This is a genomic window from Okeania sp. KiyG1, from assembly GCF_014132355.1.
In the GTDB taxonomy this organism is placed as follows: Bacteria; Cyanobacteriota; Cyanobacteriia; order Cyanobacteriales; family Microcoleaceae; genus Okeania.
Genome location: NZ_BLZO01000068.1, coordinates 16,357 through 32,484, shown reverse-complemented (window position 1 = coordinate 32,484; position 16,128 = coordinate 16,357). Strand labels below are relative to the sequence as shown.

Below are 16,128 nucleotides of genomic sequence, written 5' to 3'. Positions count from 1 at the left end.
ATTTTCTCCTTTGAATATTAGGAAATAGAAAAAAAAGAAGTAAAACTATGGATAAAATAGCCCAGTGATAGATGAGACATTCCACACCCTTATAAAATTATTTTGGGTATTTTATGTTGGGTTTAACACTAAGCCATGAAAGGACACTATAAAAAAAATTTTATTATTTCGATGACCATATTTTATTATTTGCTCAGGCAGGACCTCAATTTCAAAAAAAAGTTATGATTGTCTGGATAATAATTCTTATTTCTTTATCTTATTTTTCTACTTCTGAACCTGCCACTGCTCAAACAACTCCTAGGCCAGTTAACCCTAACCCTCAACCCATACCGGAAGGAGAACCATTACCTCCACCAAATGATTTGCTCCAACCTCCACCAGTACCATCTCCATCTCCCCAGTCACCTCCTCTGCAAATTCCAGGTAAAATTACTGTTACCCAATTTGTAGTTGTTGGTAGTACAGTTTTTAGTTCTACAGAATTGGCGGAAATTCTGGAACCTTTTACAGGTCGTCCTATTTCTTTTGCGGAATTACTAGAAGCACAAACAGCAGTAACTCAGCTATATTTTGATCGAGGATATGTTACTTCTGGGGCATTTATTCCCCCCACAAACTTTGCAAGATGGTACAGTTACAATAGAAGTGATAGAAGGGATAGTTGAAGCAATTGAAATTTCGGGGTTAAAAAGACTTAATTCTGGGTATATTCGCAGTCGAATTGAATCTGGTATTAAAACGCCTTTAAATCAAGATGATTTATTTCAATCTTTGCAGTTACTTCAGCTTGACCCCTTAGTTGAGAGATTATCTGCTAATTTAACGGCAGGTTCTCGTCCAGGTTTGAGTAGGTTAGAGGTTGAGGTGGAAGAAGCACCTGCTTTTTTTGGCTCAACTTTCTGCTGATAATTTACGTTCTCCTAGTGTGGGTACTGTTCGTCGCCAAGTTCAACTTTCTCATAGTAATTTGACTGGGTTTGGCGATCGCCTGAATGCGACTTATTACAATACAGATGGTAGCAATACTCTTGATGACTTTAGTTATACTATCCCCATTAATTCTAAAAATGGAACTATTAGTTTACGTCATCGTCGCACCAGTAGTGAAATTCTTGAAGAATTTTTTGATGTTGATGAAGATGCTGATGAAATAGATATCGAAACAAATTCTCGTACTTATGAGATAAGTTTTCGCCAACCTATTTATCAAACTCTTAGTAAAGAAATTGCTCTGGGTTTTACGGGTTCTGTAGATGAATCAAAAACTACTCTTAATGGCGAGCCTTTTCCTGATATAAGTGATGGGGAGGTGAGCATTTCTTCAGTTCGTTTTTTTCAGGAATATACTTCTAGGAGTACTAATGATGTGTTTGTGGCACGGTCAGAATTTTCTCTAGGAATAAATGATTTTGATGTTAGCGATATTAATGCTAATAATTTAGATTCTTTTAATGAGGAAATTCCAGATGAGAGATATTTTTCTTGGCGGGGACAAGCACAATATTTACGTTTATTTGCACCAGATACAGTTTTTTTAATTAGGTCAGATATTCAATTAACACCTAGCAGTTTATTTGCCCAAGAACAGTTTAGCTTGGGAGGTGGATTAAGTGTGAGAGGATATCGTCAAGATGCTTTAATTGGTGATAATGGTTTGTTTATTTCTAGTGAATTTAGGTTTCCTATTCTGCGGGTACGAGAGTGGGATGCTGTTTTACAAGTAACTCCTTTTGTTGATTTTGGTACTGTTTGGAATAGTAATGATGTTGAGCTGGTAGAGGAAACTCTATCTTCTGTAGGTGTGGGTTTAAGAATTCAAGTAGGAACTCGTTTTTCGGCCCAATTAGATTGGGGAATACCTTTTGTAGATATAGAAACAAATGGAGATTCATTGCAGGAGGATGGTATATACTTTTATCTGAGATACAGAGCTTTCTAATCATTTATTAATCAAATATTTCCGATTTTTTAAGCTATAAAAAAAATTATATTAGATAATTGATTGTATTCTGTTTTGAAGAAGGAGTCAGGAGACAGCTATACTGGAGACAGAATCAATTGCATGGGGATAGTCAACGATCGGCCACTTTGTGTCTTATACTAAATTGATAAATGTTTGCTACAAATAACTTTTTAGGTGTTATATCATGTCCGGATAATTAGTGATAAAAAAACTTTCTCCTTTTCCTACTCTTTATTCTTTCTCCTTTTCCTACTCTTTATTCTTTCTTATTGCTTCTTTCTTCTTCTTTCTTCCCTCCTGACTCCTGTACGGGCGATTTCCTAAGGTCATGCTCCGCAAACGCGAATCGCCCCTACTGACTCCTGACTCCTCCGTCGTTTATTTATAAGTATTCAACCGGACATGATATTAGGTGGTAGGTGGTAGGTTTTAGATTTTAGGTGGATTAGTTTTAGGTGGATTATTGGGGTTGCACATTATCGAATGATACTGCAAAAAATAGGTGTTCGATTTTGACTAAAAAACCATTAATTAATAATTCTAGTAATTCTCAAATCCAAAATCCTTTTCATCAAAAATTTCAAATCATTCGTCACTGTGCAACGCCGGATTATTAGTTATTTACTAGCAAGTTTATTTGTAAAATTATTTTTTCATACATGGTATAATTTTATCAAACATTAATATTATGTCCGGTTAGACAGTGATAAATAAATAACTACGGAGGAGTCAGGAGTCAACCCACCCCTAACCCCGACCGTGGAGGGGAAGTCAGGAGTCAGGAGTCAACCCACCCCTAACCCCGACCGTGGAGGGGAAGAAAGAAGAACAACTGGAGTTGAAGGAGAAAGTTTTTTTATAACTAATTATCCGGACATGATACAAGATAATACTATTTGTCAAAAAATACAAAATTTTATGCTTTACCGAAAAATTGTGGTTGAAAGCCTCCTCTTTTAAAGGAAGGGTAATTGTTAATTATTAATTTTAATTATTAATTTTAATTATTAATTGTTGAACTATTCTGTAGTAAATATATGCTTAAAATATTTCTTCTTTCTTCTGCCTTCTGCCTTCTGCCTTCTGCCTTAATAGTAGGTATTCAAGTAAAGCAAGTTCAGGCAGTTTACCTGAATAATAATCTAGTTCAAAAAAGTAAAATCAATGAGAATGTACTAACTCAAGCACCGACCACATCAGCTAGTAATTTAGAACTAAAAGCACAAAAACTTTTTGAAAAAGGAGATTTTTCTGCAAGTATACCTCTGTTAGAAGCAGCTATTAATAATTATGCCACTCAAGGAGATAATTATAGTCAGATAAGAACCATAAGAAATTTAGGCTTAGTTTATCTCAAACTAGGAAAATGGCAAAATGCTGAAGCAGCCTTGAATAATTGTTTAAATTTAATTAAATCAATATCAAATACTCAAAAACCAAAAAAAATTACAGCTAGTGTCCTAGAAGTAAAAGGTCAATTAAAATTATCTATTGGTCAAGCAGAAGTAGCTTTAGATACTTGGAAAGAAGCCAGTCAAATTTATGAAAAAATTGGTGATTCTTTAGGGTTTACTCGTAGTGGAATTAATCAAGCTCAAGCTTTACAAGCTTTGGGTTTATATTCTCAAGCATTTAAACAGTTAACAAGAGCTAAACAAAACCTGGAGGAACAACCAGATACAATAATTAAAGCAAAAGCATTACAAAGTTTGGGTGATGTACTTCGAGGAATAGGTCAACTATCAGAATCTCAAAAAGCTTTAGAGTCTAGTTTAGTAATAGCAGAAAATTTACAAGCAACAGAAGAAATTGCCATAATATGGATTAGCTTAGGTAATACAGCTGTCCTTTTAGATAATCCCCAAGCTGCTAATTTATTTTATCAACGAGCTATTGAAGAATCACCTATAGTAGAAATTAAAATTCAAGCAATGCTCAATCAGTTAAATCTAGCTATCAACCAAAAGCAAGATTTAACTGCTACAGAATTAGTAACAAATATAGATGATTCATTAAATCAATTATCTGCTTCTCAACCAGGTATTTATGCCAGAATTAATCTGGCTCAGAATTTAATAGAATTCAGAAAAGAAGTTTTAGCAAATGGTAATAATAAACCATTATATTCACCAGCAAAAATTGCTGATTACTTAGTGACAGCAGTACAACAAGCAAGAAACTTAGGAGATGCAAGAGCAGAATCTTATGGTTTAGGAACTTTGGGAACTTTATATGAACATAATCAGCAATGGAATGAGGCTAAAGAATTAACAGAAAAAGCTTTAATTTTGGCTCAAGGTATTAATGCAACTGATATTGTTTATCAGTGGGAATGGCAATTAGGTAGGATTTTAACAGTTACAGGAAATAAAAACGAAGCGATAGTAGCTTATTCTCAATCAGTAAAAAGTCTCCAAGCTTTACGGAGTGATATAGTTGCTATTAGTTCAGAATTAAAGTTTGATTTTAGGGATAGTGTAGAACCTATTTATCGTGAATTAGTAGAGTTACTTTTACAGCCTGACACACCTGAAAAACAAGATATTAGTCAAAAAAATTTGAAACAAGCACGACAAGTAATTGAAGCTTTGCAGTTAGCTGAACTAGATAATTTTTTTCGTAATGCTTGTTTAGATGCTCAACCTGTAGAAGTAGACCGCGTAGACAAAAATGCAGCTATTTTCTATACAATTATTTTGCGCGATCGCTTGGCAGTAATATTAGCTATACCAGAAAAACCTTTGGTTTATTACAGCACTAAGATATCAAGAGCGGAAGTAGACTCAAAAATTGAAACTATGCTAACAGCTCTCACATTTCCCCAAAAACGAATTTTTATTGAAAACTATTTGGAACCTGCTGCAGAAATTTATCAATGGCTAATTTATCCTGCTGAAGAGCTATTGCGAGATAATAAAATAAAAACCTTAGTATTTGTATTAGAAGGAAGGTTGCGAAGTATTCCTTTAGCTAGTCTTTATAATGATGATACTAAGGAATATGTAATGGATAACTATAATGTGGCGATCGCTCCTAGTCTAGAATTAATCGATCCTAAACCACTAGCACGAAATAAACTAGAAGTACTAGGTATGGGAATAACTGAAAGTCGTCAAGGTTTTCCACCACTGCCAAATGTAAAACAAGAGTTAGAAGATATTCAAGCTCAAGCTTCTAGTGAAATTTTGCTAAATGAGTCGTTTACAGAAAATGAAGCTAATACCGAAGTCGCTGATGCTCCTTATCAAGTAATTCACATTGCAACCCACGGCGAATTTAGTTCTAATGTTGAAGATACATTTATTCTGACCTGGGACGATAAGATTAATGTTGAAGAGTTACGAAGTATGATTAAATCTGGCGTTCAACAAACGCGTCCTGTAGAATTATTAGTTTTGAGTGCTTGTCGTACTGCCACTGGGGACGATCGAGCAACATTAGGGTTAGCGGGAGTTGCAGTCAGAGCAGGAGCCAGAAGTACCATTGCTAGTCTGTGGTATGTGAGTGATGAAGCAACTGCTGTGTTGATGAAAAATTTATATGAACAGTTGGTTGACCCAAAAATCACTAAAGCAGAAGCTTTGCGTCGAGCACAACGAAAAATTTTACGAGACGCTCAAATAGAAGAGGTAAATTCTGAATTTGTTCATCCTTACTTTTGGTCAACTTTTGTTTTAGTAGGAAATTGGTTATAGAAGTCAAAAGTTAAAAGTTAAAAGTTAGAAGTTAGAAGTCAAAAGTTAGAAGTCAAAAGTTAGAAGTTAGAAGTTAGAAGTTATGTCATGTCCGGATAATTATTGATAAAAAAACTTTCTCTTTCTTTTCTTCTTTCTTCCCTCCTGAATTCTAAATTCTGTTTGCGCAGCATTCCGTAGGAAATTATGAGTAGTTTATTTATAACTGTTTAACCGGAGATGATATTAGTAGGGTGCTGTTAGCGATAGCGTAACGCACCTATTGGTCAAGTCCAGTAGGGTGCTGTTAGCGATAGCGTAACGCACCTATTGGTCAGGCATCAGGAGTCAGAATGAAAGAATAAGACAGGAGGCATTAAGGTGACAAAACTCAAACAAAATGGTGCGTTACGCTCCACTTTGTTCCACTAACACACCCTACTGGACTATTATCCGGACATGAATAGAAGGAAGGCAGAGGGTAGAAGGGAACAAAAGGCTAGAAAGAAGAAAGTTTTTTTATCGCTGATTATCCAGACATGATACGTTAGTAAGTCTGGGTTGTAAGGGAACAGGGAACACAGGTTCTAGAAACAGAAGAATGTCAACAGCATATTTATGTAGCGCTATAGTTTTCAAAATTATGACAACTATTATTTTCTCCTAAATTCTAAATTCTAAATTCTAAATTCTAAATTCTAAATTCTAAATTCTAACTTCCTCCAATAGCTTCTGAGAGAAAATCTGCTGTAGACTTAACTATGGCGATCGCATTCTCATAAACCATTCTAGTTGGCCCCAAAACTCCTACACTTCCCAGTGGAGTTGTCCCATTCCCATAAGTTGCAGAAATCAGGGCACAACCTTGGATGGGTTCTAGAGGATTTTCCGAACCTATTCTTACAGTCACCTGCTTATCTTTACTGGGAGCTTCAAATATTAAAGGCCACAACTGCTCCTGTTCTTCTTCTAATAGTTGAATAATAGTTTGAACCTGTTGCAGTTTAGAGAATTCTGGTAAACGCAATACTTCTGCTATACCACTAATCAGAATCCTAGTATACTCTGGTGTCTGACAACGGAGAGCTAAACTTTCCAGCAGATTTTTGATTGACTTAGCATACTTGTCAAACTCCCGGTCTAGCTCCGTCCAATCTAATGAAGATAATTCCCCTATTGCTTGTCCTCGTAGTTGGCCATTCAAAAAATTTGATAATATTTGTAATTCTCTATCAATATCTTCTGGGTCAGGCAGTACAGAATTATCTGGTAAATTTTTCCCATGTTTTTTCTGATTTACAGCTCTCAAGTCCATCACCAGAGACTGAGTTTCATAGGTATTTGTCACCACAATTAACATGATTTTTTCTGCTTCCACCTGTACCAGTTGTAGATGTCGTAACTTAGCGGTGGCAGCTTGGGGCATTGTAACTAAGGTAATATAACCACTTAGAGTAGCCAAAATTTGGGCCGAGCCTTGAAGTAGGGCCTCCAGACGACTTTCTGGCAAATTCAATTGTTTTTGTAAAAGCTCTTCAACTTCAAAAGCCAGATTTTCTGAGGGTTTCATCAATTGGTCAACATATATTCGGTAGCCTGAGTCCGAAGGAATTCTTCCAGCAGAAGTATAAGGTTGATATAAAAGTCCTATTTTTTCCAGAAAGCTCATCCCATTACGAATTGTCGCTGGACTAACACTGAGATTGTACTCTTCTGCTAAAGATTTGGAGCCAACTGGTTCTGCCGTTGCAATATAATGACGAACTGTTGCCCATAATATATGTTGATGACGGTTGCTAAGATTAACTTGCAGTGACATGGACGTAGAGAGAGTGTATTAGGTGAACTACCAGATAGCAAAAAATATGATATTAGTTCATCATAACACCAAATTTATTTTTCTTTATATAACTTATACTTCGTTATTATCTACTCATATTTATCTTGATTTGTAGATAGCAAGATGAACTGTATCGATTTAACTAGGTATAATAAACGTTGTACATAAATATAGTCATATTGACCTTGGCTTTATACCCTGGCAACCCCAAGCGCCTTCTAGTTGAGGAGGGGTTGCTCATCTCCTCCTCAACGTCTAAAAAAGTCCTAATGCTGAGTACTGAGTGCTATTTAAATCTAAAATACTTCATCATATTGGGGGAGTTAGTTTGGGAAGTATAGCTTTGTGGGGGATATGGGAAAATCAAACCCCCAGACTGTTAATTTTACCCCATGCTGAAAGTTCCGAATTCTGAACTAATAGCGAGGTATACTTCGATCTACTACGATTGAGTAGGCATCAATACCACCAACAATATTTTTTACATTTGTAAAACCCTGACTCTTCAGCCATTGACACATTTGGGCTGAACGTATGCCATGATGGCACAAAACTAAAGTTTCTTTCTCATTGTCTAAATGGACATTAATTTGGTCTGACCATTCAGAAAATTTACTTAAAGATAAAACTTTAAAACCTTTAATAGAAGCTATTTCTACTTCTGGATCTTCCCGAACATCAACTAATTGTAAATTTTCAGGAATACCATCTTTTAAGCGCTCTGCTAGTTCTTCGACAGTAATATCTAGTACAGGTGCTTTGGAAGATTGTTGTGACATTTGAAAGAGTGGAGTTAATGACTTTGTATTAACGGTCGAGTTATAGAAGGCTTTTCAACATTACTATAATTTTAGTCCACAAATATATCATTTTTTATGATTTTAGTCAAGTAGACAAATTTTTGAAGTTTGCGATCGCTCATTCTTGATTAAATATTCTGGTATGATATCAAATCCGGTAGCATTGGTGTAATTAGGGCTTGCTGATTAATTCTCGCGCGTATTGATAAATAAAGGTATTATATAGAATCAGGTTATACAGTATATGTTTATAATTCTATCCACACTTTCTCGCCCCTCATCTCCCCATCCCCCCATCCCCCCATCTCATATAATAAGTATTTAACCGGATTTGATATTAGCCTTTTTGGGGTTCAAAAAAGTGCCAGCTTTTCGGTGCCTAGAGCTGCAAAAAGCTAGTATTTTGAGGTGACTATGGTAGAAAAATTATTCTGACAATTCTTACTCCTACCTCCTCGCTCATTCCTATTTCTCCTGTCTTCCCCCCCAGGAGAGGTTTGCTACTATTTAATGCTGTGTTCCCTCCTTTACTACTCCCTACTCCCTACTCCCTAAACCTGTAAGCAGCTTTGTAAACTATTGATTAATTCTTGGTCTAAATAAGGCTTTGTTAAATAGTCATTTGCACCTAACTGTTTAGCTAATGTACGATAAGGCTGACTACTACGAGATGTTAACATTAATACAGGCATTTCTGCCATAGAATATTGTTTACGACAACGACTGAGGAATTCAAAACCATTCATTTCTGGCATTTCTACATCACAAATAACAGCTTGAATTTGAGTATGTTGCTGTAATTGTACTAACCCTTGCCATCCATCTTTAGCTTGCACAACATCATACCCTGCTTTTTGTACAGTATTGGAAATAGCTTGGCGAGTAGTTAGAGAATCATCAATTACTAAAATAGTTGGTAATTTAGAAATAGGAGACTGTTGAAATTTAGAGATATTTTTGGGTGATTTTTTAGTATTGAATTGTTCTGCTTGTAATGTTTTTTCTAATAATTGAATACCATCAAGAACTGGTACTAAGCTCCCATCTCCTAAAATTGCACAACCATATAAATATGATGCTGCTGTTAAAATATTGCTAAAAGGTTTAATAGTTAAATTTTGCTCCATTAAGATTTGATCGATTTTGATAGCAATTGTATCGGAATCTTCAGATATCAATAGCAACATCACTTTCCCTTGAGAGTTTTTTGTATAAGAATTTTTCCAAGAAGATTCAATAGGTTCTTGTTGAATAATTCCTGAGGCTATAGGATAATTACAATTAAATAAAATTGATGGTGCTATAGATACCTTTTTACCTTTCCAATAATATACTTTTTCCCGGCCCTCGACTTTAATTTCACTAGGATCGACATATATGATAGCTGCTAAAATATCTAAAGGAATTGCAAATAAATTTCCCTCCATGCGAAAAACCAATAATTTTGTAATTGTTAAAGTCCATGGCAATCTAAGAATAAATCTTGTTCCTTTACCAAGTTGGGATTGAATAGTAATATTTCCTTTTAACGATTCTATTTGACTGTAAACTGAATCTAATCCCATGCCTCTTCCTGACAAATCGCTCACTTTTTTTGTCGTTGAAAAATCAGGATAAAATAATAATTTATATACTTGTTTAGTGGATAATTTAGCAGCTTCAGTGGCAGAATAAATTTTCTTTTCTATAGCTAGATTTCTAATTTTATTAACATCTATACCCCGACCATCATCTCGAATGTCTATATAAGTATAATTCCCTTGATAATAAGACTTAATAGTGATTTTTCCTTCTTTTGATTTACCATTACTTTGTCTAATTTCTGGGGGTTCGATACCATGATCGAAAGCATTTCTGACTATATGAACTATAGGATCGTACAATTTCTCTAAAACTACTTTATCAATTAGAGTATTCATCCCCACTAATTCGAGTTTTACTTGTTTTTGCTTTTGCACTGATAAGTCTCTGATCATTCTAGGAAATCTATTCAACAATGATTCCACAGGTAACATTCGAGCTTTTGTAAGATTATTTTGTATTTGCTGTAAGGTTTGTTGTCTTTTTTTGACAACTTGTTGGTTTTGCTGATGTAGTAGTTTAATATCACTAACAGCTTCGCCTACTTGAGAAATTTCTTCTAATAGATTTGGTAGTATATTTACCAGATATGCTAGTCGATCTTTCTGAGAATTAGGAGATTGATTTAGTTCCTCTGAAAAAGCATTAATATCTTGCAGTTTCATCATTAACTGATGAAATTTTTGCCACCCTTTTTCTAAGGTTCCTATTGCAGCTTGAGATTGTTGATTTTGGAGAATAAAACTATTATCTTGAGTGGCTAATTCTCCCAGCAAATTATTTAGAATTTCCAGACGGTTGATATCTATTCTGATACCTAAAGAAGATGGGGATGTAGAAGTAATTTGCTTTTGCTGAATTTGTTTCTTATTATTAGCAACTCCCGGTGCAGAAACTTGTTTTTGAGAATTATTTACTGATGCGGTCGCACTATTAGATGTTTTGACATTTTTTGTTTCTACTACAGCTTCAGATTTTTTAGGGGCAACAACTTTTAGTGGTCGAGTTGGTCCCTCGACTTGTTTTCTCTTAGCAGTAGTTTCTACCTTTCGAGATTTTAGTGGTTTTGTGAGTTTGACCAATGTGGCATTTGGATTCCCACCTAGAGTACGATCGCCTGCTAATACTGCTTTTTGCCCTGCCCAAAAATCTGCTAGAGCTAGTTTGCCAATTTTTTTAGTGTATTTCGGATTTACTTCCAAAGCTTTGATAGCAGCTTGAGCAATAGAAGTAAACCCGGGCAAATTTAGCATTGTCCCTAAAGTTGCAAATACTTCAGCTTGTCTCTTCAGTTCCTCTTTAATGGATAAAACACCGTCGGAGCCATTCTTTCCAGCCAATAAATTGTCCCAACGATGCAAACCAGAGGGTATTTCTTCTGTAAACAGAAATTTAGTCATATCACTCTCTTCCATAGATACTTCGGGAAATTCTGCTGCTTCTTCTAAAGAATGCCCCAATTTCTTTTCTATCTGCTCAAAAACTTGCTTCGCCTTAACCATCGAATTCTTTTGGTCGTAGCTACCTGTTTCAATTTGTTTTAAAGTAGGCGATCGCAAACAGTCAAAAGCTTGCAGGAGTAAATTTTCTAACTCTAGGTCAAAAACAGTATTTTCCCGATAAAGCGCTCTAATACTATTTTCTAAGTTGTGGGCAATTTTTTGAATTCCCATTAAACCAATACAAGCAGCACCACCTTTAATTGAGTGAGCTGCCCGCATTAGTTGATGTAGTTTTTGAATCTTATGCTCTTGAGAGATATTTATTAATCCTTGTTCAAGAGTCTGTAGTAATTCTGTAGCTTCTTCTACAAAAAATTCGTAGGCCCGATCGTCAGTTTCTATCATAGGGAATAGGGAATAATTGATAATGGATAATTGATAATGGATAATTGATAACGGATAATGGATAATTGATAATTAATTCTCAGAGGTTTGAAGTCTCTCATTACCAATTAATAATTGATAATTAATTCATTATCTCGAGAGTACAAAGTTATTCTAAAAAACGATTTATTTTCAAGACTGAAAGTATTACTGGTAAATGCTTACAGAATCTACATCTCTAAAGAGAGAGTTTCGCTGAAAGCCTTTGCTAGCAATAGCTATTCCAAGAACTTTGCACTTTCTAGTCATTATCAACTAATAAATAATTATCCATTATCCATTATCCATTGTCCATTATTAATTTACCTTAAACTCTGCCACACTCTTTTCTAAATCTCCTGCTACTCCTAGTAACTTAGAAAAAGACTCTGCAACAGTCATAGATTGTTCAGAAGTTTGATTAGCGATCGTTGCCACTTCCTGCATTGTTTCTGACAGTTTACTAGAAGTATCAGCTTGAGTAGTAGCAGACAAAGTAATCTCCTCTACCAACTCACTTAGCTGTCCGCTCACATCCAATAGATCGGTCAGAGTTTGTCGCGCTCCCTTAACTAATTGAGTTCCTACCATTACCCGTTTGCGACCTACTATCATTGCTTTGACAACTTCGCTGGTGCCAGATTGCATTTCTTCAACAATTTGCTCTATTTCTTGAGTAGCACTAGCTGACTGTTCCGCCAGAGAACGTACCTCACTAGCAACTGTAGCAAATCCTTGATCGTCTTGACCTGCTCTGGTTGCCTCTACCGAAGCATTCAATGCCAAAATATTTGTTTGATTTGCCAAATCATTAATCAAACTCAGCACCCGTGAAATTTTCTTAGAAGTTTCTCCTAAATTTTTCACCTTTCGGGCAGTTGCCTCCACTGTTTTCTGAATTACCACAATTCCCTCCACACTACGGTTCATTGCAGCATCACTGGTTTGCAGAATCTGATTTGCTTGCTGCACCTTAACTTCCGCCTGTTGAGCATTAGCAGCTACTGCTTTAACCGCATTTGTCATTACCTGAATTTGCCCAAGAGCATTAGCGATCGCTTCTGCTTGGCGATGAGCTTCACCGGACAATTTTTCAATTTCAGCATTATTACCCTCAGTTGTTGAACTCACAATATTTGTTGCTGACTTCACCTTCAGTACCAACTGCTGTAGGTTTTCAATCGCGGCATTAAAAAAGTCACCTACAGTCCCCATTACACCTGCTGTTACATTAGCTCGTACTGTCAAATCTCCATCAAAAGAATTTTCTATTTCTGTCAAAAAAGTTTCTATTTGACTTTCTAATGATTCTTTTTGCTGTTGTTGCTCCTGAGAGATAGTTTCTGCTGTTTTCCGAGCCTGAATTACCTGTTCTAATAGGATAGCTTGTTCTAGGGTAGAACCCACTTGTAAAGCCAGTTGTTTAAAAATTTCCACTTCTGAATCTTGCCATTGTCTTGTACCGGAACATTGATGAGCGCCTAATAAACCATAAAGTTTTTGACCTACTAAAATCGGCACTACCACATTTGCTTTTACCTGCCATTTTTCCAACTGTTCTCGGTGACATTCTGTTAAATCTGCCTTGTTAATATCTTCTGTGACTTGTACTCGACCTTGACGATAAGGTTCTACATACTCAGCCGGGAAACAGGGAACTTCTGTTTCCATCTCTGCAATTTTTGACCAATTAGGTTTGACTGACTCAGAAATAATTTTACCTTCCCAGTTGTCATCAAAACGATATATGACAATACGGTCAGCTTTCATCAGTAGCAGTGATTCTTCCACAGTGGTTTGGAAAATTTTCTCCAATTCTAGAGATTCCCGAATACGGGAACTAATTTCACTGAGTAACCGAGCTTGTTGAGTTGCTTCTTGTTGTTGCTGTAGCAAGAATGCTTGGTCTAGTGCGTAACCAACCTGAATAGCTACTTGCTTAATTAAGTCAATTTCTAATGCTTCCCAGTTGCGAGGTGCAGAACATTGGTGGGCGATCAATAAACCATATAACTTTTGATCTGAGATAATGGGAGCTACTAAATTTGCCTTAACCTTGAACTGTTCTAATTGTTTAATATGGCATTCTGTTAATCCTGCTTCACGGATATCATTGGTTGGTTTAACTCTCCCTTTCAGATATGGCTTAATATAACCTTGAGCAAAGCATGGGTCTACAATTTCAGCTCCTAATGCTTCTGGAAACCCGACTGTTACTGATTCTGCTACTACTGTACCTTTCCACTGAGGGTCGAATTCATAGACCATAACCCGGTCTGCTTGCATAGCCTCTTGCATATCCTCGACTGTAGTGTTTAAGATGTCTTGAGGATTAAGAGATTTACGAATATTGGAACTGATTTGATTAAGGGCAATGGCTTGTTTTGTAGCGGCTTGTTGTTGTTGTAATAATGTTACTTGGTCGAGGGCAAAACCTACCTGGGTGGCTAGTTGTCTAGTAAAGTCAATTTCTGATTCTTGCCACTTACGGGGTGCAGAACATTGATGTACGATCAGCAAACCATGAAGTCTTTGTTCGGCGATGATGGGAGCAACAATATTAGCTTTAACGGCAAAAGGTTTTAAAAGTTGGATATGACATTCTCCTAATCCTGCTTCATCAATATTCTCTATTGTGCTAACTCGTCCTCGCAGATATGATTTGAGATAATTTTTTTTAAAGCAAGGCTCAGATATTTTTTTACCAAAGGCTTGAGGCCAAGCTTTATCTACTGACTCGGATACAACTGTACCATTCCAGTCAGCATCAAATTGATAAAGTATGACGCGATCGGCTTGTAATGCACTACGAGCTTCTTCCACGATCGTATCAAAAATATCTTCACTCCTCTGGGAATTTCGGATTTTGATACCTATCTCGTTTAAAAATCGAGCTTGCTTGGCAGCAACTTGTTGTTTTTGCAACAGATATGCCTGTTCTAGAGTATAACCCACTTGAACAGCTACCTTGCCAATTAAGTCAATTTCTAATTCTGTCCAAGCTCTAGGCCCTGTGCATTGATGGCCAATTAATAGACCTATAAGTTTTTTTTCTACTACTATAGGAGCAACTAAGTTAGCTTTTACTTCAAAGGGCTCAAGCTGATTAATATGGCACTCTGTTAGCCCAGCTTCGTAAATATTTTCTGTGGCTTTAACCCGTCCCCTTTGATATGCTTGAACGTAGCGATCGGCAAAGCAAGGATCGGCTATTTCTGCCCCTAGAGCTTGTGGCCAATTGCTATCTACTGATTCTGCAATAACTGTGCCTTTCCACTGGCTATCAAATTCGTATACTACTACTCTGTCACAAGCAAGAGCATCGCGAGTTTCTTCCACTGAAATAGTTAGAATATCTTGAATATTTGGAGATGTACGAATCTGGACATTAATGTAATTAAGTTTTTGGGCTTGTTGGGTAGCTGCTTTTTGCTTTGTTAATAGTAGAGCTTGGTCTACAGCATAGCCTAGCTGAGTAGCTAGTTGCTGAAAAAATTCGATTTCTGATTCTATCCATTGTCGTGCCTCAGAACAATGATGGGCAATTAATAAGCCTAATAATTTTCCGTTGGCTACAATGGGAGCAACTAAGTTGGCTCTAACAGCAAAGGGTTCTAGTTGGCTAATGTGACATTCTGTTAATCCTGCTTCGTAGATATCAGCAGTTGCTTTTACCCGGCCTTTTTGATAAAACTCTACATAACGGTCTGCAAAGCAGGGGTCGGCTATTTCTGCCCCCAAAGCTCTGGGCCATTTACTATCTACTGATTCTGCAATAACTGTACCTTTCCAGTTTTTGTCAAATTGATAAACTACTACTCTATCTGTTTGTAGGGCTGCTCTGGCATCTTCTACTACTGTTTTAAAGATGTCTTTTAAGTTGAGAGATTCCCGAATATGGGAAGTAATTTCGTTTAATAATTCTGCTCGTTCTGCTGCAGCTCCTTCTGTTTCTATTAATGATTGAAGTTGATTAATTCTGACATCTATATTAGACCGTAATACTGCTAAATCTTCTGCTAAAGCATTAGTTTTTGCTCTAATTCCTAATCTTTTTTGATTAGTATCTGGCTGCCACACTTCTACTGGCACTATTGCTAATGATTCATTATTTGCTGGAGTCTGTATAGTTTCTTGTTCAGTTTTTTTGTAGTAACTTTGGCTTAGATTTTGCGTTCTATTGTCTGATTGGTTAGTTTTTCTAAAATTTGTCTGTGTCATAATTTTAGTGGTATTAATTATCCAGAATTACTAATTTTATTTTTAACGGCTGTTGTTGATTTTTTGACTTGATTATTATTTCTCTTTTTTCTAAATATTGAATGATTTTTTCAATATCTACAATCATCATTTTTCTCCGGCTGAATTTGTACAAGTTCCCTTGATGAATTTTTCTACAGAA

General features: G+C 36.1%; 8 protein-coding genes. 4 read left to right on the top strand and 4 right to left on the bottom strand.

Annotated elements, in window-relative coordinates:
• Window positions 1–224 precede the first annotated feature (224 nt).
• The 4 genes from SAGCYANO_RS44725 (at window position 225) to SAGCYANO_RS13995 (ending at window position 5,661) form a co-directional block, all read left to right on the top strand.
• The gene (locus SAGCYANO_RS44725) at window positions 225–668 is read left to right on the top strand and encodes a POTRA domain-containing protein (RefSeq protein WP_237396154.1); all 444 of its coding nucleotides are present in this window, start codon (window positions 225–227) and stop codon (window positions 666–668) included.
• Entirely contained in the window at window positions 649–909 is a 261-nt protein-coding gene (locus SAGCYANO_RS44720) for a hypothetical protein (protein WP_237396153.1), read from the top strand. The genes SAGCYANO_RS44725 and SAGCYANO_RS44720 overlap by 20 nt, the downstream gene beginning before the upstream one ends.
• The gene (locus SAGCYANO_RS44715; protein ID WP_237396152.1) at window positions 890–1,942 is read left to right on the top strand and encodes a ShlB/FhaC/HecB family hemolysin secretion/activation protein; all 1,053 of its coding nucleotides are present in this window, start codon (window positions 890–892) and stop codon (window positions 1,940–1,942) included. The genes SAGCYANO_RS44720 and SAGCYANO_RS44715 overlap by 20 nt, the downstream gene beginning before the upstream one ends.
• Window positions 1,943–3,003: 1,061 nt before the next feature.
• The gene (locus SAGCYANO_RS13995) at window positions 3,004–5,661 is read left to right on the top strand and encodes a CHAT domain-containing protein (protein ID WP_202220634.1); all 2,658 of its coding nucleotides are present in this window, start codon (window positions 3,004–3,006) and stop codon (window positions 5,659–5,661) included.
• A gap of 691 nt (window positions 5,662–6,352) precedes the next feature.
• Here the strand turns inward: SAGCYANO_RS13995 and hrcA are convergent.
• The 4 genes from hrcA to SAGCYANO_RS13975 all read right to left on the bottom strand — a co-directional run bounded on the left by hrcA (window position 6,353) and on the right by SAGCYANO_RS13975 (window position 15,947).
• Complete coding sequence (gene hrcA, locus SAGCYANO_RS13990; protein ID WP_375339927.1) at window positions 6,353–7,453, bottom strand: heat-inducible transcriptional repressor HrcA; 1,101 nt, start codon at window positions 7,451–7,453, stop codon at window positions 6,353–6,355.
• A gap of 443 nt (window positions 7,454–7,896) precedes the next feature.
• Complete coding sequence (locus SAGCYANO_RS13985) at window positions 7,897–8,259, bottom strand: rhodanese-like domain-containing protein (protein WP_202220632.1); 363 nt, start codon at window positions 8,257–8,259, stop codon at window positions 7,897–7,899.
• A gap of 572 nt (window positions 8,260–8,831) precedes the next feature.
• Window positions 8,832–11,708 carry a hybrid sensor histidine kinase/response regulator gene (locus SAGCYANO_RS13980; protein ID WP_202220631.1) on the bottom strand — a complete coding sequence of 959 codons (2,877 nt, stop codon included), beginning with the start codon at window positions 11,706–11,708 and terminating at the stop codon, window positions 8,832–8,834.
• Window positions 11,709–12,044: 336 nt separating this feature from the next.
• Window positions 12,045–15,947: a GAF domain-containing protein gene (locus tag SAGCYANO_RS13975; protein ID WP_202220630.1), complete on the bottom strand. Its 3,903-nt coding sequence runs from the start codon at window positions 15,945–15,947 to the stop codon at window positions 12,045–12,047.
• Between the last annotated feature and the right edge of the window lie 181 nt (window positions 15,948–16,128).